23 protein-coding genes and 4 tRNA genes are annotated in these 19,517 nt (G+C 46.4%); 11 read left to right on the forward strand and 16 right to left on the reverse strand.

Translation table 11 applies throughout. From position 1 onward, the window contains the following. The first annotated feature begins 89 nt into the window (after positions 1-89). On the forward strand, positions 90-608 hold the full coding sequence (locus tag VK497_01585) for a prepilin-type N-terminal cleavage/methylation domain-containing protein (protein HMI09074.1): 519 nt from the start codon (positions 90-92) through the stop codon (positions 606-608). A gap of 3 nt (positions 609-611) precedes the next feature. Here the strand turns inward: VK497_01585 and VK497_01590 are convergent, their stop codons facing one another. Both VK497_01590 and VK497_01595 read right to left on the reverse strand, forming a co-directional pair. Further along, entirely contained in the window at positions 612-1,070 is a 459-nt protein-coding gene (locus tag VK497_01590; GenBank protein HMI09075.1) for a 23S rRNA (pseudouridine(1915)-N(3))-methyltransferase RlmH, read from the reverse strand. Further along, positions 1,070-1,462: an HIT domain-containing protein gene (locus tag VK497_01595; GenBank protein HMI09076.1), complete on the reverse strand. Its 393-nt coding sequence runs from the start codon at positions 1,460-1,462 to the stop codon at positions 1,070-1,072. The genes VK497_01590 and VK497_01595 overlap by 1 nt, the downstream gene beginning before the upstream one ends. Positions 1,463-1,504: 42 nt before the next feature. On the opposite strand from VK497_01595, the gene VK497_01600 reads away from it, so the two are divergent. From VK497_01600 to VK497_01610, 3 genes are all read left to right on the forward strand, one after another. After that, positions 1,505-1,594 (forward strand) — tRNA-Ser (locus tag VK497_01600). Between the two features lie 84 nt (positions 1,595-1,678). Then, positions 1,679-2,050, forward strand: a complete 372-nt coding sequence (locus VK497_01605; protein HMI09077.1) for a DUF4190 domain-containing protein — start codon at positions 1,679-1,681, stop codon at positions 2,048-2,050. Beyond that, positions 2,051-2,569, forward strand: coding sequence for an adenylyltransferase/cytidyltransferase family protein (locus tag VK497_01610; GenBank protein ID HMI09078.1), 519 nt, complete (start codon positions 2,051-2,053; stop codon positions 2,567-2,569). Between the two features lie 6 nt (positions 2,570-2,575). On the opposite strand, the gene VK497_01615 is transcribed toward VK497_01610, so the two are convergent. Then, a complete protein-coding gene (locus VK497_01615; protein HMI09079.1) occupies positions 2,576-3,379 on the reverse strand; it encodes a hypothetical protein in 804 nt (267 codons plus the stop codon). 150 nt (positions 3,380-3,529) lie between these two features. On the opposite strand from VK497_01615, the gene VK497_01620 reads away from it, so the two are divergent. Beyond that, on the forward strand, positions 3,530-4,519 hold the full coding sequence (locus VK497_01620) for a hypothetical protein (protein HMI09080.1): 990 nt from the start codon (positions 3,530-3,532) through the stop codon (positions 4,517-4,519). A gap of 47 nt (positions 4,520-4,566) precedes the next feature. Here the strand turns inward: VK497_01620 and VK497_01625 are convergent. The 5 genes from VK497_01625 to VK497_01645 all read right to left on the reverse strand — a co-directional run bounded on the left by VK497_01625 (position 4,567) and on the right by VK497_01645 (position 6,505). Then, positions 4,567-4,643, reverse strand: a tRNA-Arg gene (locus tag VK497_01625). A 139-nt stretch (positions 4,644-4,782) separates the two neighbouring features. Continuing rightward, complete coding sequence (locus VK497_01630; protein ID HMI09081.1) at positions 4,783-5,454, reverse strand: hypothetical protein; 672 nt, start codon at positions 5,452-5,454, stop codon at positions 4,783-4,785. A gap of 154 nt (positions 5,455-5,608) precedes the next feature. After that, positions 5,609-5,884, reverse strand: coding sequence for a hypothetical protein (locus VK497_01635; GenBank protein HMI09082.1), 276 nt, complete (start codon positions 5,882-5,884; stop codon positions 5,609-5,611). Between the two features lie 158 nt (positions 5,885-6,042). Next, on the reverse strand, positions 6,043-6,261 hold the full coding sequence (locus tag VK497_01640) for a hypothetical protein (protein HMI09083.1): 219 nt from the start codon (positions 6,259-6,261) through the stop codon (positions 6,043-6,045). A 151-nt stretch (positions 6,262-6,412) separates the two neighbouring features. Continuing rightward, positions 6,413-6,505 (reverse strand) — tRNA-Ser (locus VK497_01645). A 107-nt stretch (positions 6,506-6,612) separates the two neighbouring features. On the opposite strand from VK497_01645, the gene VK497_01650 reads away from it, so the two are divergent. Beyond that, on the forward strand, positions 6,613-7,026 hold the full coding sequence (locus VK497_01650) for a hypothetical protein (protein HMI09084.1): 414 nt from the start codon (positions 6,613-6,615) through the stop codon (positions 7,024-7,026). On the opposite strand, the gene VK497_01655 is transcribed toward VK497_01650, so the two are convergent. After that, positions 7,023-7,670, reverse strand: a complete 648-nt coding sequence (locus tag VK497_01655; protein ID HMI09085.1) for a Pr6Pr family membrane protein — start codon at positions 7,668-7,670, stop codon at positions 7,023-7,025. The two genes, VK497_01650 and VK497_01655, sit on opposite strands and share 4 nt — an antisense overlap. 137 nt (positions 7,671-7,807) lie before the next feature. Beyond that, positions 7,808-7,897, reverse strand: a tRNA-Ser gene (locus VK497_01660). Between the two features lie 691 nt (positions 7,898-8,588). Between VK497_01660 and VK497_01665 the strand changes: the two genes are divergently transcribed. Then, positions 8,589-9,062, forward strand: a complete 474-nt coding sequence (locus VK497_01665; protein HMI09086.1) for an Hsp20/alpha crystallin family protein — start codon at positions 8,589-8,591, stop codon at positions 9,060-9,062. 135 nt (positions 9,063-9,197) lie between these two features. Here VK497_01665 and VK497_01670 read toward each other — a convergent pair whose 3' ends face one another. From VK497_01670 to VK497_01695, 6 genes are all read right to left on the reverse strand, one after another. Continuing rightward, positions 9,198-9,632: a hypothetical protein gene (locus VK497_01670; protein HMI09087.1), complete on the reverse strand. Its 435-nt coding sequence runs from the start codon at positions 9,630-9,632 to the stop codon at positions 9,198-9,200. Between the two features lie 70 nt (positions 9,633-9,702). Then, positions 9,703-10,089 carry a pilin gene (locus tag VK497_01675; GenBank protein ID HMI09088.1) on the reverse strand — a complete coding sequence of 129 codons (387 nt, stop codon included), beginning with the start codon at positions 10,087-10,089 and terminating at the stop codon, positions 9,703-9,705. Between the two features lie 23 nt (positions 10,090-10,112). Then, positions 10,113-10,484: a hypothetical protein gene (locus VK497_01680; protein ID HMI09089.1), complete on the reverse strand. Its 372-nt coding sequence runs from the start codon at positions 10,482-10,484 to the stop codon at positions 10,113-10,115. After that, a complete protein-coding gene (locus tag VK497_01685) occupies positions 10,485-10,787 on the reverse strand; it encodes a TrbC/VirB2 family protein (GenBank protein HMI09090.1) in 303 nt (100 codons plus the stop codon). It abuts the gene before it with no gap. Further along, positions 10,784-11,209: a pilin gene (locus VK497_01690; GenBank protein HMI09091.1), complete on the reverse strand. Its 426-nt coding sequence runs from the start codon at positions 11,207-11,209 to the stop codon at positions 10,784-10,786. Before VK497_01690 ends, VK497_01685 begins: the two co-directional genes overlap by 4 nt. Before the next feature lie 11 nt (positions 11,210-11,220). Beyond that, positions 11,221-11,625: a hypothetical protein gene (locus tag VK497_01695; protein HMI09092.1), complete on the reverse strand. Its 405-nt coding sequence runs from the start codon at positions 11,623-11,625 to the stop codon at positions 11,221-11,223. Positions 11,626-11,834: 209 nt separating this feature from the next. Between VK497_01695 and VK497_01700 the strand changes: the two genes are divergently transcribed. The 4 genes from VK497_01700 (at position 11,835) to VK497_01715 (ending at position 19,507) form a co-directional block, all read left to right on the forward strand. Next, the gene (locus VK497_01700; GenBank protein HMI09093.1) at positions 11,835-14,489 is read left to right on the forward strand and encodes a hypothetical protein; all 2,655 of its coding nucleotides are present in this window, start codon (positions 11,835-11,837) and stop codon (positions 14,487-14,489) included. 117 nt (positions 14,490-14,606) lie between these two features. Continuing rightward, on the forward strand, positions 14,607-15,221 hold the full coding sequence (locus VK497_01705) for a hypothetical protein (protein ID HMI09094.1): 615 nt from the start codon (positions 14,607-14,609) through the stop codon (positions 15,219-15,221). Positions 15,222-15,525: 304 nt separating this feature from the next. Continuing rightward, on the forward strand, positions 15,526-16,665 hold the full coding sequence (locus VK497_01710) for a hypothetical protein (GenBank protein HMI09095.1): 1,140 nt from the start codon (positions 15,526-15,528) through the stop codon (positions 16,663-16,665). Positions 16,666-16,750: 85 nt separating this feature from the next. After that, positions 16,751-19,507 (forward strand): MFS transporter, encoded by a 2,757-nt coding sequence (locus VK497_01715; GenBank protein ID HMI09096.1) that lies wholly within the window; start codon positions 16,751-16,753, stop codon positions 19,505-19,507. Positions 19,508-19,517: the final 10 nt, after the last annotated feature.

Consider the following 19,517-nt stretch of genomic DNA (forward strand, 5'->3'; position numbering starts at 1 on the left):
TTTATTAATATAGCATATGCTTTATTAATTGTCAATTCAGTGTTACAAAATTCGTTGTATTCTCGCCCCCATAAAGCTATACTTGCCCTATGAAGAAAAGCGTAAGCGGATTTACTCTCGTAGAGGTTCTCATCGTTATTACGGTAATTGCGATCCTAGCAGCAATAGGCATCATCTCGTACAGCGGCATACAAGATCGCGCCAGAGATTCAAAACGGATCGAAGACGTATCGCATATTGGCAGGTCTTTGAAACTGTGGGCAGGGACAGACAAATCGCTTGCAAGTTTTGGTGGCGGATCAGGCGGCCAAGGGTTCGGCTGGTTTGAAAATAACTACGGCGGAGCGAACATTCCGATTAAAACGGTGCTGATCAATAACAAACTCGCGACGCTTGGCATACGCGACCCCAACTTCGTTAACATGTCGCAGGATTATGTTATTTCGCTATGCACGACCGCAAGCGATAACCGTCGTGTCGTCATGGCAAAACTAGAAGTCGCGCCTACGCAAACCGTTGCGCAACAAATCACCCAAGCAGGGTGCACCTCCGGTTCGTATAGCACCTGGGTCTCGACAAACGGCATGAACTACGCCGAGGTTTTTTAAGTATCAGCGGTGATGGTACGGGCCGCCAGCAGCGATCTCTTGTGAACGGTAAATCTGCTCGACTAAAATAAGCCGGACAAGCTGATGCGCGAACACGAGTGGCGATAGTGACCAGACAATGTCTGCCCGCTTGTGAACCGTTTCATCAACGCCGTACGCGCCGCCGATAATGATCGTCGTGCTTTTCGACGATTCAAGAGGCGCCAAAAAAAGATTGGACAGGGCCGGTGAATCAACGAGTTTGCCGCGCTCATCCATCAAAATAACAAACTCGTCATCGCCAATAGCAGAAAGTAACCTTTTAGACTCATCCTGACGAGCTGCAAGGCCGTCGGAAGGTGAATGAGGTAAAAGTACCCATGTCGTGTCAAAAGGCCGTTTTAAGCGCTTTTCATACCGCTGAATTCCTTCAACTACCCAACTTTCATGTTTTTTACCAACGGCAAGAATACGAATTGGCATTAGAACGCTAGCTTTTTGGCCGTTTCGGCTAATTTAGCGTGGTCAGGTTCGAGCGACATGTCAGCCCGGATAAAAAATTCATCACTGCTAGAAAAGGGGATCAGTTGGACATGGGCATGCGGAACGTCAATCCCAATCACTTTCTCACCAACATACGGCACTCCTAAAATGTCGCGCAGCCGGAGCGCTACTTTCTTAGTCGTAGCCATGACCGCTTGGTACGTTTCGTCGTCCAAATCCCACAAAAACTCAACCTGCTTTTTAGGAATAACCAGTACGTGCCCTGAAACGGTAGGGTGAATATCCAAAAAGGCCAACGTATCATCATCTTCATAAATTTTATGCGACGGAATCTCGCCCTTAACGATCTTGGTAAAAATAGAATCTTCCATACCTCTATTGTAGCGCTATTTGGTACAATGGTCGAAGGATATGGAGAGGTGCAGGAGTGGTTGAACTGGCCGCTCTCGAAAAGCGGTGAGGCGGCAACGTCTCCGAGGGTTCGAATCCCTCTCTCTCCGCCAAGAAAAACGATGCTCAAAAGAGCATCTTTTTTCTTGCTTGCGATATCCCCCTCCTAACCCCATAGATGCTATACTAAAACCAATATGCCAATGCCCGAAGTCCCCAAAGCAAACCACCCAGCTGACAAATCCGGCCATGTCGCTGCCACTGAACCTGTCAGCGGACTGGGCATGGCGTCGATGATCCTTGGAATCGTCTCGTTTACCGGGCCTGGGTTAATCCTTGGTATTCCTGCTATTGTCATGGCAGCGATTGATCTTAAGAACAAAACTCCTAGTAGAGGATTCGCGATTACAGGTCTCGTCACAGGAATTATTAGCACGATTCTTTCATTGATGGTCATCGCCATAGTCATTATCTTTTCAATCTGGTCATACAACAACCCCGAAGAATTTCAGGATTTCTACGACGACACGCCGCCTCATACGCAACAGTTCGAGAGCTCTCACATATAAATGCACCGGCATATTGGTATCTATTCCGGCACATTCGATCCTGTTCACGAAGGCCATACTGCCTTCGCCAAGGAGGCTATGGATCTTTTCCATCTTGATAAAGTCGTTTTCTTGCCCGAAAAAAAACCACGTCACAAACAAGGGGCATCAGATATCTCAAAAAGGCAGGCACTCCTTGATGAGACGTTGTTGTCCGAACCCAAATTGGAAAGTCATGTCCTTCAATCGGACCAGTTTACTATTTTAGAGACGTTGCCAGAATTACATCGGCTACTACCTGGCAGTAGGTTCACTTTCCTTATGGGGTCAGATGTAGCGCTGCACCTACCAACATGGGAAAACCTACCTTTATTGCTAGCTGACGCGTCTTTTTTAGTTGCAATGAGAGAAGGGGACTCCCGGACTGCAACCGAACGTATTTTTCAACAACTAGAAAAATCCCTTAATACCCCGGTTCGGTATACCACCATAGATAGCCCCCGTCCAACTCTGCGATCCTCTGATATAAGAAAAGTCTGAGCGTTATCAAAGATACGCCCCTGCATTTGCCTGCACGCCTTGCGGTGAACCGTTTAGGCTGTAGAGTAGCACCCGAAACGTTAGACGACTAATCGTACTGGCGGGCTTTCGAAGGTGAAGTACCTTGTGATTGTCAAAAAATAACGCGTCGCCCCCGCCTAGTTTTACTGTCTGAACTAATAACCCGGGCTGATCATCGGGTGACTGCTTCTGTTTCATTTTGGCCAAAGCCTTTTCATCCTCTTCTTGAATAATTTCAAGAAGTTGCTTAACGCCGCTAAGAGCACCTTCGTCATCGACAACGTTTTTGTCGAATCGAACAGTGCCAGCCCCGGCATCGATTACAGGAGCAAATATGCCGTTGAACTCGACTGGTTCTTTTAACCTTTCGAGTATTGTCCGTACATCCGAGTCTCTGCCCCTCGGTGACGAGCCGGCCCATTTGATGATAGTATCAACTGGCAAAAGTTTAATGGTGTCACCTTCATCACTTGGCTGTCCATTCCAATAGCTAATAGCTCTTTCGGGGTCATAAAAAGAAGACCCGTGGGTGTGATAAGAATCCGGAATCTGAGAAGGTTCCGTAATTCCGTCAAATCTTTCGATAGAATCCATTGGATTAACATTACTAAGTGAAATAGGCCCGACTTCTTCACATACCTCAAGTATGGCTCGATTCCGTAAAAAGAGGCCTCTTTTAGCAAATGACGCACCCGAAAGATGGACAATCGTCTCACCTTTATCGAATCCATTGGCTACTACTTCACCTGCCTCTGCGGGCGTCATACCTTCAGCGGAACTTTTTATCATTTAACTATGATAGTACGTACCTGCATTATGTCAAATGTACACTCTTTTACAGACGACCGCAGTTAAATATCGTATTGCATAATATATACGCGTATGCGATAGTTGTACTCCGTGAGTATCTAACGCATACATTGGTATGAAGGATTATCTATGGATATTGCCCCGCAACTTAGTACTGCTAACGCAGTACGCTCAAATAATGAAAAAAGAACTGTCGCTATTTTCTGCAGAAGCTTCCAGGATGGTGGCGACCCCTTTAGCGAAGATTACTACTGGCAAGCCTATCAAGATTTGCTATTCGGCCTACGGGATAAAGGACTGGACGCGTATTTTGTTACCGACAACAACAGCTATCTTGGCGACGGTGTTTTTGAAACCGTATATACCAGCGAGCACAAAACAACCCTTGATAACCTTCAGGAAATTCATAATGTCAAAGTAGACATGGTTTTCGATCGCGGAGGTTTTATCGGAAGAGATGTGTTTACCGTAAACCCATCAAATCTTCAGCGCATTGGCATGAATAAGATACAGATGTACAAACATTTCGCTCAATACCAGCCCTTTTCTATTATTTGCGAGAACGAACAGGAAGTGAAAGAGGCGATCACGCATATTGACGGCGAAAAAGTGGTTGTCAAAGAACCAGAAGGGTATGGAGGCAAACAAGTCTATATCGAATCCAAAGAAGAAATTCTTAGCAAACTACCTCCGGCATACCCTCTGCTGGTTCAGGAATTTCTTGACACCTCCTCTGGTGTTCCCGGTTCGGTAGGCGGCGTTCACGATATTCGCCTATCAGTGTGCGGAGGCGAATTTATCGGCTACTATATCCGCCAAGCAAAAGAAGGCTCGCTACATTCAAACGTCTCCCAGGGTGGAAAAATGATATTCTTCGATCCTTCTGAAATACCTACCGAAGTACAAGAGATGGCAAGGGCCATTGATACTTATTTTGCCGACGCACCACGCTACTATGCGGTTGATTTTATATATACGAACAAAGGCTGGAAGATGCTCGAGCTTAATCCCTATCTGGCACTTCTACCATTAACGGATGGTGAGAAGGCACAAAAAACAACACGAAAGCTTATCGATTACCTGGCTGCTGTTTGCCCACAGCATATCAGCGCTCATTAAACTAACCACCATAGAAAAAAGACTAACGGGTGTTAGTCTTTTTTCTATGGTGAACCCGACTAGATTCGAACTAGTGGCCTTCGGCTCCGCAAGCCGACGCTCTATCCAGCTGAGCTACGGGTCCAAAAATGCGGCGTCACATACGAGGTACGTACATAACTCCGCTTTTCGTGTAACTAGAAGGTACTTTCAGCATACAAGAATTGCAGCGAACATCGGCTATTGTAGCATGCTCTAGAGGTAGAACGCAAGCGAGGTAGCCCTTAGATACGGAGTTTGCGAATAATGCGGTCAACAAAATCCATGTGGAGTTCTTGCATAGGCAGACGTGCTGCTAGCATATCGACAATCGCTTCGCCGGCTTCTTCGGGGAAGTAAACGTACACTCCTGGTTTGAACCGTTTTGTTGGAATAAGCATAATGGAATATTCTTCGCCATCACGGATCACTCCGAAACCTTTAAATTCAGCAAAAGAGTAAAGACGGTCATTAACATGAAGACCCTGACGACTTAGCGTATAGTCCAGTACCCGCGGCGGACGGTGCGAATACACAATAAGCGCCGCAGCCATGACGGGCACTAGAATCGCAAAGGTAATTGACTGCATCAGAAAGATAGCAAGGACGATTGCAATGACGACAACGATGCCAAAAACAACAAACCACAGAGTCCCTTTGTGGCGGTGGATATATTCTGTTGCTTGCCAGTGAACTGGGTTTTCGTCCGGTGCTAATACCTGTTCCGTAGGGGTTGCCGCAGGCTGGGTCACTTCTGGTTGCGTATCAGCCGCTTCTGGTGCGACAGACGCAACAGATTGATCTGGAGTTAACGTGACGACGGGACGGGGAGTTTCATCAGCTACTGTCTGATAAGGTGCCTGTGACGGCTGTTCAGAAGGTTGCTGCCACTGCTGAGGGTCTCGATCGGGTTGCATGGAATTATTATAGCATGAGCAACATTATAGATGCAGCTATCTTACATAAAATCTCAGAACCGAGATGACATAGAGCAAGATAGCAGGGGATTGTTGACGAGGTGAGAAGTAAGATAATTCAATAAGGACGTGAAGTAGTGATCGGTTGACCAACTTACTTAATTATTCCTCGAAACATAGGGGAGATAAAACGCCCAGCCGAAAGAACAAGTTCGCGAAGTCCTTCAATTTCTTCAGGATCAACAGGTAAATAATTAGACCTGATTTCGCGCTCTAATCTTATTAGTTCCCTACGTCTTTGTTCATGCGTGGGATCGGCTCTCGCTTCCATCCGTTCTTCGTTAGTCATATTCTCTATGCGCTTAAGCAGTTCCAGTTGTTCCTGCTCTTGTCTTCGCGCAAAGGTAACTTCTGCCGGTGAGGACTTCACCTCATCTTTACGTAATACCTCAAGAGTTCCTGGAGTGAAAGAATAATAAAATCCGCGCTCCAGCGAATACTTTCCATCAGGTTTTTGAGCGTGTTCTTGAACAAATATCTTTTGAGTATACAGCTCGGAATCGAATGACGTTGCTTCTTTGTCAACGCCTATCGGAGTTCACTTCCATCTTCAAGATCGTGTTGGAGTCTTAGGGCAACATGTGTTGGCAGAGTATCGGATCTCCATACACTTACCTCTCCCGCATGGGCAAGAAAAGCATCTTCAACAAGCGTACAAAAATCAATGGCAGCCTGTTCTTTCTCGAGCGATGGCTCATCTACGATTTTATCTAGAGGCTGGATGAACTTCTCTAAGGGTTTTGTCATTAAATGACAATAACATAAATAATGATATAAGTCAATTATACGACGTTCTTCGCGCCAAACAAAAAGACGACCATCTTAGTCGTCTCTCTGGATATTCTATAAATGCATAAAACCAAAAAGCCGGACTGAGCAGCCGCTCAGTCCGACATCTTGGCGGAGGAGGGGAGATTCGAACTCCCGCTCCAGATCTCTCCAGACTAACGATTTAGCAAACCGTCCCCTTCAGCCACTTGGGTACTCCTCCGTACGTACTGGGATATTGTAGCATAAAACAGATGTAGGAGGTAGACTTTTCGCCTAAATATTGCTAGAATTAACGATATATGGTTTAAAACTATGAGAGGAGGCCGTATGAGCCGAAAACAATCTGTTTTCTTTAGTACGCTAGGCGCTGTTGTCGCCTCTTTTCTTGTAGTCTTTTTAGCACCCGTTAGCCTTGCTATCAATGAAACAATGATGGAAGGGGCGGAATCAGCCCGCGGCACTGATCAAGTAGCTGACCTATTTGGTACGTCGGGAATCTTTTCTACTATTACGAACATCCTGCTATTTGCCGTTGGGGCAATCAGCGTCATCATGATTATCATCGGCGGTCTCAGGTACGTTACGTCAGGCGGTAACACCGCCAATGTGACAGCTGCTAAAAATACGATCCTTTATGCGGTAGTTGGCGTTGTTATTTCCTTGTTTGCCTACGCGATGATTAACTTCGTGCTCACAAGTTTCGCTCCAGGAATCGAAGGAAGCGGCGGCACAAACGTCTAGCGTTTGGCAGGTTTTTTACTCATTGCCAATTTCCACGAACTACTCCAGGTTGCCAGCCAGACCAAAAGCGTAAACACGCCAGTAATAACGATTGCCATTATCGTCACCCGGCTCCAGCCACCTTCAAGCGTTGGATTTAGGAACGGATAAGGATACCAGTCAACAACCGATCCCCGGATCAAACTATATACCAAGTACGAGAGAGGGAAGACCAGCCAGACCAGTCCTTGCTTGAACGAAATTCGACGCTCAGGCAGGTCAAACAGCCAATCAAGCAGCGCAGCTAGTGGCAGTACGTAGTGAAGCACCGCATTTACCCATGGAATATGCGTCAGGAGTTCTTCCTGCAAGCCCGTTAATAGAAGCGAGAATATGATTCCCGTGGCAACCATATAAATAACCGCGGCGCCTCTGAACATTTCGAAGGTTTTGCTTCGCCTACCGTGCCACGCCATGTAGGCGCCTATGGCTAGTACCGCGATAAACAGCAGGTTAGATTCGATAGTGAAGAAGCTAAAAAAATTAACGGGGTTATAATCTTTGCCTAGAAGCGCTGCGTTATTAAAAAATTGAGCGATGACGGCGGCAAGACCTAGAAGCGCAAGGATGAGCCTGTACGATGCGATAAACGTAAGCTTTTTCATATTTGTGAGTATGAGGCAGAGGGCAGATGTTCGTCAATACTAGAGAACAGGGATGTCGTAATCAAAGATTGCTCCTTCATCGCGTTTCATCCAACTCGGGGCAAGAAAAATACAGTCCATATGGACTGTATTTTTCTTGGCGGAGAGAGCGAGATTCGAACTCGCGGAACCGTTGCCGGCTCGACAGTTTTCAAGACTGTTCCCTTCAACCACTCGGGCACCTCTCCAGCACGCCCCATAATAACAGATACCAGACCGTTAGTCGAGGGGTAGTAAGAGCACGGATTCACGGACGCCATTGTCTTTAACGCGTGCACCGTACTTCAGCATCACACCCGTCGTTACGATATTATTTATCAATAGGTAAGGTACATACGAGTCGATAGTGCCGCTTACACCATGCCTATGCGCGAAATATTTTACTGATAAAACGTGTGGTCGCATCCTCATTGTCCGATGTGAGAAGCGACTGTTGGAATTGCTACAACGATTGTACCCTTGGGAGTTCTTCCACATGGTCCAGGAGCAAATCACCAAGTACTTTATAGCCATCCTGGGCATTTTGGAACTTATATGTGCCTATAGGTCGTTGCAATACGCCTGATCCTCCCCAAATACGCCGAGCTCAGTTATAGGGTACGCGGTACGAATTACAGATACCAGACCTACTCGCAAGACCTCCACGTGCCAAGCAGTTTAAAAAATCCTCATATCCGATGTTATATTTACAATTATCGCATAAAAGAGTGCCCATTGTATCATACCTACAACAGTGGTGTGGAGCCAGGCAGGAGAGAAGAGCGTTTATCATTGTACTTTTTACGTTTTGCTCATTTGCTGTGTTGATTATACTGTACATGTTGGTTATAATTGAAGAGACTATTTGTCAATAGAGCCTAGAGAAAAGTGGAGGATATCATGGCCCGTAAACAAAATGACGATCTTTTGATCGAAGATGAGCTGGCCGCCGCGTTTTTAAACGACGACGACCTAGCACAGCAGGACGCTCCTGCCGCCGCACCCGTTGTGGATGACAGTAGTTGGGAAGAGGATGATTCAGCAGACTTTCCTGGCCAACTAGCAGTGGACGTATATGAAACTGAGGACAAATTACTTGTTAAAGCCCGCACGGCTGGCGTTAACAAAGAAGATCTTGATGTAAGCATAAGTGACGGTATCCTAACGATTAGCGGCACGCTATCGAGCGGAGACGACACCGATGCGACCAACTGGCACATTCAAGAATGCTACTGGGGCGAATTTAGCCGCACGTTAGCACTTCCCGTAGCCGTCAAAGAAGATGAAGTAGGAGCTGTCCTAAAAGACGGTGTCCTAACAATCAGCTTTGGTAAGATCAAACAAGAACAAGCCAAGAAAATTACTATCCAGTAATTCATCTAGTATTAAAAATAGCCCTAGCGAGAGGGCTATTTTTAATTGTCGAAACAAGGGGAAGTACATTTGCAATAAAATAGCACCCTGGTTTCCCAGGGTGCTATTTACGTAGATTCAAACTCTAGGTATCTATTAAGCTGCAGAAGCGCTAAAGCTTGTGATAACGAAGTTGACAAGTGCAAAGGCCAGAATAGCCACAACAATACCGACAACCGCGTAAAGAATAGTATTCTTGGCGCTTGTAACGGCAGCACTGTCACCACCTGATATAACGTAGCGAATACCACCGATGATCAGCATGATGACTGAAATAGCACCAATGATGAACAGAAGAACGTTGGTAACGATCTTAAAGACACCGGTTGGTCCAAAAAGATCTGTCTGTTGATCCTCAGTCTTGGCACATCCAGCACCACCGGCAATTCCACCAGAGGGGTCGGTAGTACAATCGGCGGCCTGCGCCTGTACAGCCGGAGAACTAATGACACCACCCGCAAAACTAACACCAAGTGCAAGTACAGGGACGATCAACAAGCTCTGTAGACTTTTCTTAATAATACTTTTCATTGTTTTTCCTTTCTTAGGATTACTCTACCTATTTTATAGCAGATGCAACCTGTTTTGTTAAGAGTTTTGCTTAATTAAACGCGTCGAGGACAAAGTTAACGATGGAATAAGACAGAATAGCAATAACGAGCCCCACAACCGCATATAAAATCGTATTTTTCGCACTTGTCATAGCGCTAGAATCACCGTTCGAGGTGGTGTAGCGGATACCCCCAATAACAATCATGACTACTGCAATTGCGCCTAAAACATATAACAAAATATTAACGATGGTCTTGATACGAGCGCCGAGATCTGTTGCGCCCTTACCACCCACATCATTAGAACCTTGCTGGATACACGCTTTAGGGTTTGCGCAGGCTGCTGCATAGGCCGTACTACCCTGAAATACTTGTACGGCGCCGGCAAGTGCGAAAACCGAGAACAGCGACAGTAATCCTAATTTTATTTTCTTCATTTTCTTTCTCCTTATTTAACCTATTAAAACCACTCTAATACAAAGTTGACAATTGAGTACGACAGAATAGCGACAACTAGCCCTACGACAGAGTATACAATAGTATCCTTTGCTGATTTGATCCCACTCGAATCACCTTGGGAAGTCGTATAACGGACGCCACCGATGATAATCATGATAATTGAGATCATTCCCAGGGCAGTCAAAAGAAGATTGATAACAATCTTTATCATAGGTGTCGCATTATCTTTTTGCGACTTACATACGGCCGCTGTTGAGTTTCCGGCACACGAATCGAATACATTAACAGCCAGTGCCGGTGCAGCCGGTAACGTCATCGCACCAACGCCAGTAACGATTGCGAACGCTAAAATTAATTGTTTTATTTTTTTCATTTAAAATCTCCCTATCACGAATTGTGTTATCACGAATGCCATCATAATCACCACAAGCCCAATGACGGCACCAACGATCATATCTTTAGCGCGGGTTATTTTAGCTTGTTCACCTTGTGATACGGAATACATAATACCGGCAATAATAATGACAAGGACAGCAATAATACCCGCCCATATGTACACGGTATTCAGAACTGCCTGAAGAGCCGTGTCTGCGTTTTTAACAGGATTCTTAAGTCCGATCTGGTTAGGATCGATCTTGCCATTGGCGGCCAACAGGTAAAAAAGCATCGTTTTCATTTAAGCGTTCCTGCAACGACGTTAACGATTGCCACCGAGAAAATCGAAATAACAAGTCCGATAATCGCATTCAGGATCGTCGTTCGGGCTTTTGCAACCGTATCCGGTGTTCCCGTACCCGTCAAAAACTTAAATCCACCAATGATAATAAAGACAACGGCTATATATCCGACAAGCTGAAGCATTAGTTCGATGACGTTAAGGACAATAGTCCAGATAAACTTAGAGATTCCCCCTGAGTCGTTTGGATTTTTAATCGTACAGTCCGCATTTTGAATGCCCTTGTACCAGGCAGGGAAGGTCAAAAGGCGATCACTACATGCGGCAACCGTTGTTTGCGGCAACGCGACGGTCATCGTTGCGCCACCAAGTGTCGCTACGAATAGTAACGCGGCACTCCAGTTTCGTATTTTTTGCATCATACTCATATCCTTTAGTTAAATACTCCGCCAGGTACCAGAAAGTTAAGAAACACGTACATCAGTCCAAACGCTGCTATACCGATCACCACATTCGTAATAACGGTAATGGCTTTTTTTGTTTGTTCTGCTTTGTCACCGGCACTTGCGTATAAGATTGACCCGTATACGATACCCCCGACAGCCAATATGCCGACTCCGGCAGTCATAATGTTTAGGACGATCAGGAGAACACCCCAAACGGCACTATCCTCTGCTTTAGTAGCGCCTTTTTTTTGTGGGCAACTGATAATTGATGTTGTAACGCCTCCACAAGAAGAAGTAGCAGCGTTTGCAGTCGCTGGTGCTCCGACCAAAGCACCAGTGCCCAACACAAGGCCAAATATGAGGAAACTTATTTTTTGTTTTATATGATTCATGTCTACCTATAAAATACGATAAAACCACTACAAGGGCAAGTATTTCGCCAAATAAAGCTGTCAAAAATACAGTGTTTTAACATTTGCTTTTACTTGACTTTTAATCTGTAAAGTGGTAGGATAGCAGAGTTATGTGGGATCTGCGTATTGCACATCCGTTCAGTAAATTTTCGGGACGGAAAATCTTGACATGTGTCGCTGTACTTTTAGTGACGTGTTTTCTGTACATTTTTGTCGCGGCGCCAACAGCTCACGCAGCAGACGCCCAATGGAGCGGCGACTCTATCACTTACGGTGGCCAGCAGTATACAAAAATAGATAGAAGCAACAGTGCATATAGCACCACGCTACCCGGAGCGGTACAATACCTCTACTTGGAAACCCCGCTCTCAAGCGCTGGCACCGGGCTTCACACAGCGCATGTCATTTACTTTGCAGACGGAGTTGACCCCCCGAAAGCCACTACCGCAAACTACATTACCTACAATTATGTCGCCCCAAGTACGTACAACCAGGCAACTGCTGCCAAAGCTATTAGCTTAACGGTTCAGCCGCCAGCAGAAACAACAAACCCCGGAACATCTTCATGTAAAATGGACCGTGACACGCCTGGATTAAGCTGGGTCATCTGTCCAGTTACGAACACTTTGGCAAACGCAATGGACTCACTCTACGGGATACTGAGTAGCTTCCTGACCGTCAGGCCCGTACAGACCAATCAAGAAAACGCACTCTACCGCGCATGGTCTATCATGCGTAACTTTGCCAATGTCGCATTCGTGATTGGGTTTTTGATTATTATTTACTCGCAAATATCAAACATCGGGCTTACAAACTATGGGATCAAGAAAATGTTACCGCGACTTATCATCGCGGCAATCTTGGTGAACATATCCTATTGGATCTGTGCTATTGCTATCGATATCTCTAATATTGCCGGGTACTCTATCCAGGACATATTCATTGGTATCCGTAATAGTATTGTCGGGACTGAAGGGAATGGATGGGTTGAAGGCAGCGGTGTTGTTGGGTCTATATCCTGGAAATCCATTGCAGCCATAGTATTATCCGGAGGCATAGCCGGTGGCATTGGGATAGCCGCGCTCTTGGTTAACCCAGGTTCAATCTTTATGTTGTTGCCTATCCTACTGGGTGTTATCACCGCTGCGCTTATCGCCCTATTAGTGCTTGCAGCCCGCCAGGCAATTATTACTATCCTGGTCATCGTTGCGCCTTTGGCATTCGTGGCCTATTTATTACCAAATACTGAAAAGTATTTTGAAAAATGGCGTGAATTATTTACAACAATGCTTGTTATGTTCCCGATTTTCTCGATTATATTTGGAGGGTCACAACTTGCTGGAACGGCAATTATTCAGAATGCCGATTCTATTATTACTGTCATCCTAGGAATGGGTGTCCAGGTAGCGCCGGTAGTTATTACGCCACTTATTGTTCGATTTAGCGGATCGCTACTCGGCAAGATTGCCGGCATGGTTAACAACCCGAACAAAGGTCTTATCGATCGCACCCGCAAATGGGCAGGTGAAAGAGGCGACCAGTACACTTCTAAGGTTATGGGTAACCGTGACAATAAATATAACGACGTATTTAGCCGGACTGGACGACGCATACGCCAAGGCCAACGCTTCCGCGAGGAGCTGAAAAAATCCAACGATGCGGCAGCGGACAATATTTTCCATGGATCAGAGGGCAAAAAGGGCTATGGCAGGATTGACGAGATTAACCGTGGGCTTGAACAAGATAAGCAAATTATTGAACACAAACACGATAAACACTGGAACGACACTGTTAGCGTCAATGCCAAACTGCTTGAAAAAGAATTACAGGTTCGTTTAACAGGCGACCAGGCCGAGCAGGCCAAGAAGCACTTGGATACAATATATACCGAAGCGCAATATGGAGCCCGGCCCGCAGCGTTCAACTCCCTTGGCCGCAATATTTCACCGTCAATGGTCGACATCATTAATAATACTCAGGATACTGCTTTAGAAATTACCCGCGAAGCCCTTCGCAAGCAAAATGCCGACAGGGCACTCAGTAGCATGCAACACAAAGATATCAAAGAAAGCGACGCCGACCAACAAGTACGCATCGGTGGTGTCCGTGGCGAACTTGGCGCGAACAGCGCGGTTGCGTATGCTATTAGCGAAGAACGTAAAGCTTTTGGCCAGGGATCTGCAGAGAGCTCAGAATTGTGGCGGCACTTCAACCCGGATTCTAAGGAACTTCAGAAGTTTATCAAAGGCGAGGCCATCACGTTGGAGGACGACACTGGAACTAGCCGTACCTTCAAGGCTGACGACATGTATGCCCGCGATGCAGCCATTGAGATGCAGATCACCGAAGGTCCCGTTAAATATGCTATCGAAATCGGAAGCATGTCTGGTGGGGAACTGTACGACTACCGAACCACGGTTGCATCTGCCTGGGCTAAAGCCGGCTTAAGCAGGAAGACAAGCTTCGCGGGTGGAACTGTTCTAGATCAGATAAAATCCGGGTATTTCACATCTCCTGATAAGTTCACCAAGGGCGCCGCTCAGGATGCTATCGCCAAAGGTAAGATCGCACCTGACGTATTAGCTGACATCGACGTAGACGCAGTCCAAACATATGTCGAGGCGGCACTTGCTGCTCATGACGGTAACACGATGCATATGGACGCCGAACTACGCGGACACATCGAAGCCCAGGTTCAAGGCTTTAGTAACCACGCGTGGAGAGCCCTTAATGATCCTCTTTATAAGGGTCGCATTAAAGACAATGTTCGCCACCAACTTCAAACGCTTTTGGACACAGTTCCAGAAAACGTAACGCCCGAGGAAAAAGCCAGGTTCTCTTAATCCCTTGGTAGGGCCATTGCTTTATATCTAATAAAATAGTATAATAACCTTGCTTACACCCGTGAGCAAGGTTATTCGTTTATTCGAACAACCCCTTAACAAGACAGAGGAGTCCTGGTGGCCACTTCCAGTGATTGGCCTCCTCCTATCGACGACAAAGACGATACGGCGGAGAATGCACGTAAAGTCCTCCTAGAGAGGATATGCGAGAGAATCAGGGAAGTTGAAGCGCAGGGCGCAAAGCAATTCTTGCTTCCTTGGCACAAGAGAGCTGACTGGGTCGATCTCGTGCGTGTCTACCCACGTGGAGCTCGCCAGATTGACGAGGCAGCCTTTTTCCGCCTGAACTACGAGATCGCCGAGGCGACCGGATACGGCTGCATCGACCTTCTGAAGGGATGTGCTGTTCAGATTCAGTCTGACGACGAACAGCGCGAAGGGGCAGAAAAGATGATCGTCCGATTTATTCGTGACGGGATTCTGCATATCAAGGACGGGGACTGGGCTGAATACCCGGGACTCACCGGCAAGACCGACCTTCAGGGTCTCTACATCTACGACGAGAAGGATCGCGGCGACAAAGCAAGACTACGGAGGAATTTCCCCAGTGGATGCCCCCTGATTAGCGATTCCAGGATCGTAGCTGCGGTCCTCGCCGACAAAGGCGTAAAGAAGTGGAGGCCGGGTTGGATCATCGATCCGACACGAAACTACGCCGCTCGCTCGAAGTAAGGCTCGCTACACACACCCCGCAAGGTGATGAGTGCAGAAGAGTCTCACCGCTCCTCTGTCCTCATCACCAGAATAGTGAATTCACTTCACTCGTCTGGTGATGATAAACAATATTTTAGATAATTAAGCTAGGTTAAGCAGTTTATATTGCTCTAGATGTTACATTTTTTATGTGTAACATAAACACTACATCTGGTGTCTTGACTTTAATACCGACCCCTTGCATTTTTTACACATATGATGTATAGTAATGAGTATTAACAAACATGATTAAGTGCCGTCGTCGCACAAAGGAAACCCAAGTATGCATGTGAATCTTCGCCGAACTCATGAGCAATCAAGCGGTCCATTTATTGAAAAAAACAATCTACCTCCACTGTCAGAGGCAAATAACGGTGGTCCTGATGATCCTGACAAATTTAACGGTGCAGAGGATAAAGATCCGCGCAGGAATCGCGGTCTGCTCATTGGCCTAGGGTCAGCCGCTGGTACTGCAGCCCTTGCAGCAGGTTTATACTTTGGTGTTCTTAAAGGCGGTGAAAAAAGCAGCACTAGCACAGAGCCTCATGTCGGACCTACCGCTACTGCACCCGTAACACCCGGCGAAACCGCTGCAACTCCTATTGAAACTCCAGGTGCTTCTGAACAAGCCCCTGATGCTAAGATGGTCGGCGTACCCCTTAGCGAGCTAGATCCTGCTAAGGTTGCAAGCTACAAGGCGGAGACAGCCCATACAGCAGAAGAATTCTGGTTTGTTCTCGACGGCAAAGTATACGAAGGTATTGATGAAGCTCAAAAAGTACTCGAGATCGACACCGCAAAATACAAAACTTCTGAAGAAGCTCTATCCGTGATTATAGAAGACCGGCTAAACAACTGGGTTAATTCAGGGAATACAGTTGAGGAAAATAGTTGGTATGACACTTACTCGCTTACTGATCCTAACACCGGACAAATAACAGGCGGAAGGCGCGCGGCAGCAAGCTTCTATGATGCCGCTTACAGTGATGCCATTATTAAAGTCGGCGACGCCCGAGTACTACCTGGTTCAGCAAACTCAGCCAAGTCCTGGAGTGAAGTACAAACCCAAGGTCATGCCGACACAATTAGGAACTGGGGAGTAGGACGAGCAAAAGGTGATACCGATGCTAATGAATACAAAAGAATCTACATCATTGACTCTCCGCTGAATAAACAAATTGAGGTAGACGGGGCTGCATCATTCGTAGCACCGAAAGTTACCTACAAAGATAACGGTGATAAAAATGCGATAGGAAAAATGCGATCAGAACCCGGTGGTGATCTGGGTATTACAGAGGAAGTAGACAAGAGTATCGCCAGGTGGGATATCTCTGTCGCTAAAGTAGAAAATACTGATGGATCCGAAACATGGAAAATTATTAGTATGGATATTTCCGAACCTAACAAAACACCCGCTAACTAACCATAGATTAGATGAATTCGAAAAGCTCGCCACATGGCGAGCTTTTCATTTTGTTCAATATGCGGCATAATTTAGCGTAAGTACTATGAAAACAAAATTATTAGCGTTTTTTGGCTTGATAATTACCGTCGCTAGCCTGTCGGTTATCTTTAGTGCCCCTCCGGCAGCAGCTACGGGCGAAACGTACAACTGGTTAACTGCTGAACGTATCGAGGGAACGAACGGCTATCTTCCTCAAACTGCCTCAGGAAAAGCCAATAACGGAATTGTCACTTTTATCCGAGAAGGTACTAGTAACATATATAAAGGCGAGACCACGGAAAATGGTTGTAAATCTACCATCACGATTACCGTAACCGAGAACAATAGCAAGGGATCGCTGGTATATAGCAACTGTGGTCGCGGTATTCCTGTTATGCCGCTCGACACAAGCTTCGTCATTTCAAATACGCAAAACGGTCCGTCACAGAATGATGGTTCCGAGGTACCCTATGCATCCGTTAACTGTAATACGTACTACACATCGGGCACGGACCTTGAAAAAAATAGGAACCGATGTGAGGCGGTTAAGGCTTGTATAATGACCGCCGGAAAGCAGCAAAGCGAATGTCTTGCTGGCTGGAATGCCTGCGAAAAAAGCTATATAGATGGGTTTACGTCAGCAGATCAAAAATTCTGCAGGGATAAAGTTGCGGCAGGCAAGCTAACGGAAGCGGTGAATCCAAATGCCGCTACGGGGGATGAAAACAAAACGACCTGTGCCGTTGAGGGCATAGGCTGGATTGTCTGTCCGGTGACTAATTTCCTCGCCAAAATAGTAGACGGTGCGTATGGTTTTGTCGCAAGTTTATTACTTGTTCAACCCTTAATGACAACCGGCAACACGGCAGGCATATATAACGCTTGGGTGATCATGCGTAACTTTGCCAATGTCGCGTTTGTTATAGCTTTTCTGATAATTATATTTTCCCAGCTTACAAACGTAGGTGTGAGTAATTACGGTATCAAAAAAATGTTACCCCGACTGATCATAGCCGCGATACTGGTGAATATTTCGTATTGGGTCTGTGCTATCGCAATAGACCTGTCAAATATTTCGGGGTCTTCTCTGTACGGGTTGTTTGGCAATATTGAAGGACAGCTGCCCGACCCTAATTTTGGCGATGCTACAACAGGTAAAGGCTGGGCGGGCGCAGCCGGTTTTATATTAGCTGGCGGTATCGCTCTTGGCGCAGCCTTCTATGTCACCCTTTCTGCCTTCCTACCGGCACTGGTTGCTGCGCTCATGGCTATTGTGACGGTATTTTTGGTACTAACTCTTCGACAGGCGCTCATTATCCTCCTTGTCGTCATTTCTCCGCTTGCATTTGTCGCGTACCTCTTGCCTAATACTGAATCATTGTTCAATAAGTGGAAGGGCTTATTCCAGACACTGCTATTAATGTATCCGATCATCGCATTAATATTTGGGGCGTCCGCACTGGCTTCTACGATCGTAGGCAATAGTGCGTCCGGAGACTACAAGGTCGTAATCCAGATCATGGGCGCGTTAATTGCCATCCTTCCACTGGCGATCACGCCTGTAGTCATGAAAACCGCCGGCGGGTTATTAAACCGATTTGGCGGCATCGTAAATAATCCGAATAAAGGACCATTTGACCGTCTAAAAAAAGGTGCCGAGGGTTACCGTGATAAACGGCAAGACATAGCATCTACTCGCCGTCTAGGAGGTACAAACATGTTCCGTGAGGCGTCTAAGAATATTAGGGGCAACGAGGGAAGCAGGTTCAAAAGAACCCGTGGCGCTATGTCGGGTGCGCTAGGAACCGCCGCTTTCGTAGGTCAAAAAATAGGCATCCAAAAAGGTGCGGGCTGGGGCGAACAAAGAAAGTTAGTAAAAGAAGATCAGGCTGCGAATGCTAAAAAAGCATTTGCTGAAGAAAAGCAAAGCTATAGGGCGGAAAGAGCAACGACCGATCCATCTTTCGTCGTAAAAATCGCTGGACCTACAGGTGACAAGGAAGCTATCAAGGCCGCGGCCCAAGATGCCGTACGTAAAGAATTTATGGAGAACGTTGGACGCATAAAGGGACAGTACGGGTCTTCAGGAGAGAATGGTGATCAGATTCTTGCAAAAGTTAAAGAAGATCAAAGAGCAGGTGGCGCAAAGAAGATGTCGACCGCTGAACTTAGCGCTGCCATGCTTGAAATAACAGAAAATGGCCGTTCTGAAACACAACTGAATCTCGCCAATTTTGTGGCCGAACTCGGTACGGAACGTGCGGAAATGGATGATAAAGATAATGCCCGGGCGCATCAGATTAAAGATGTTCAGCAAATGGCACAGTCTGGTTGGAAGTCCTCAAAACTTAAACCAAAGGGCATGTCTCAATCAGAACTTACGAATATGGGTTCTGGCGATTACACCGATCTGGTGATGGAACCCGTACGCGATGCGGCCGGAAATCCTGTCAAGGGCGCTGATAACCTAACCATAACACAACCCGTACTCAATCCTAACGGATCGAAACAGCGTATGGCTAAGATGGATCAGATGAGTCTTAAGTTTCTTACTGACAAGAAGGGTGCTGGTGAGAAGTTTGCTGGTATGGACGTAGATGAAATGAACCACCTCGTGTCTATGGCCAATGGTGGCAAACTAGATCATTTGGACGTACCGACCAAACAAGCCGCCTACGCCTCGCTATATAAGCTAATCGGTGATCCCGATCCTGCCAACCCAAACATCCGTGTAAATTCCGATCCACAGCGCGAGCCTACACTTGAAAGACGACAGGTCGCTTCTTTGGACGTTGTTATGAATAGACTAAGAACGCCATAAATAGGTTAGA

This window comes from Candidatus Saccharimonadales bacterium (genome assembly GCA_035317825.1).
Classification (GTDB): domain Bacteria; phylum Patescibacteriota; class Saccharimonadia; order Saccharimonadales; family Saccharimonadaceae; genus DATHGB01.

Excerpts from the sequence above, each read along its gene's own strand:
- VK497_01585 (HMI09074.1), top strand. The coding sequence starts at position 90 with ATGAAGAAAAGCGTAAGCGGATTTACTCTCGTAGAGGTTCTCATCGTT.
- VK497_01590 (HMI09075.1), bottom strand. The coding sequence starts at position 1,070 with ATGCCAATTCGTATTCTTGCCGTTGGTAAAAAACATGAAAGTTGGGTA.
- VK497_01595 (HMI09076.1), bottom strand. The coding sequence starts at position 1,462 with ATGGAAGATTCTATTTTTACCAAGATCGTTAAGGGCGAGATTCCGTCG.
- VK497_01605 (HMI09077.1), top strand. The coding sequence starts at position 1,679 with ATGCCAATGCCCGAAGTCCCCAAAGCAAACCACCCAGCTGACAAATCC.
- VK497_01610 (HMI09078.1), top strand. The coding sequence starts at position 2,051 with ATGCACCGGCATATTGGTATCTATTCCGGCACATTCGATCCTGTTCAC.
- VK497_01615 (HMI09079.1), bottom strand. The coding sequence starts at position 3,379 with ATGATAAAAAGTTCCGCTGAAGGTATGACGCCCGCAGAGGCAGGTGAA.
- VK497_01620 (HMI09080.1), top strand. The coding sequence starts at position 3,530 with ATGGATATTGCCCCGCAACTTAGTACTGCTAACGCAGTACGCTCAAAT.
- VK497_01630 (HMI09081.1), bottom strand. The coding sequence starts at position 5,454 with ATGCAACCCGATCGAGACCCTCAGCAGTGGCAGCAACCTTCTGAACAG.
- VK497_01640 (HMI09083.1), bottom strand. The coding sequence starts at position 6,261 with ATGACAAAACCCTTAGAGAAGTTCATCCAGCCTCTAGATAAAATCGTA.
- VK497_01650 (HMI09084.1), top strand. The coding sequence starts at position 6,613 with ATGAGCCGAAAACAATCTGTTTTCTTTAGTACGCTAGGCGCTGTTGTC.
- VK497_01655 (HMI09085.1), bottom strand. The coding sequence starts at position 7,670 with ATGAAAAAGCTTACGTTTATCGCATCGTACAGGCTCATCCTTGCGCTT.
- VK497_01665 (HMI09086.1), top strand. The coding sequence starts at position 8,589 with ATGGCCCGTAAACAAAATGACGATCTTTTGATCGAAGATGAGCTGGCC.
- VK497_01670 (HMI09087.1), bottom strand. The coding sequence starts at position 9,632 with ATGAAAAGTATTATTAAGAAAAGTCTACAGAGCTTGTTGATCGTCCCT.
- VK497_01675 (HMI09088.1), bottom strand. The coding sequence starts at position 10,089 with ATGAAGAAAATAAAATTAGGATTACTGTCGCTGTTCTCGGTTTTCGCA.
- VK497_01680 (HMI09089.1), bottom strand. The coding sequence starts at position 10,484 with ATGAAAAAAATAAAACAATTAATTTTAGCGTTCGCAATCGTTACTGGC.
- VK497_01685 (HMI09090.1), bottom strand. The coding sequence starts at position 10,787 with ATGAAAACGATGCTTTTTTACCTGTTGGCCGCCAATGGCAAGATCGAT.
- VK497_01690 (HMI09091.1), bottom strand. The coding sequence starts at position 11,209 with ATGATGCAAAAAATACGAAACTGGAGTGCCGCGTTACTATTCGTAGCG.
- VK497_01695 (HMI09092.1), bottom strand. The coding sequence starts at position 11,625 with ATGAATCATATAAAACAAAAAATAAGTTTCCTCATATTTGGCCTTGTG.
- VK497_01710 (HMI09095.1), top strand. The coding sequence starts at position 15,526 with ATGCATGTGAATCTTCGCCGAACTCATGAGCAATCAAGCGGTCCATTT.
- VK497_01715 (HMI09096.1), top strand. The coding sequence starts at position 16,751 with ATGAAAACAAAATTATTAGCGTTTTTTGGCTTGATAATTACCGTCGCT.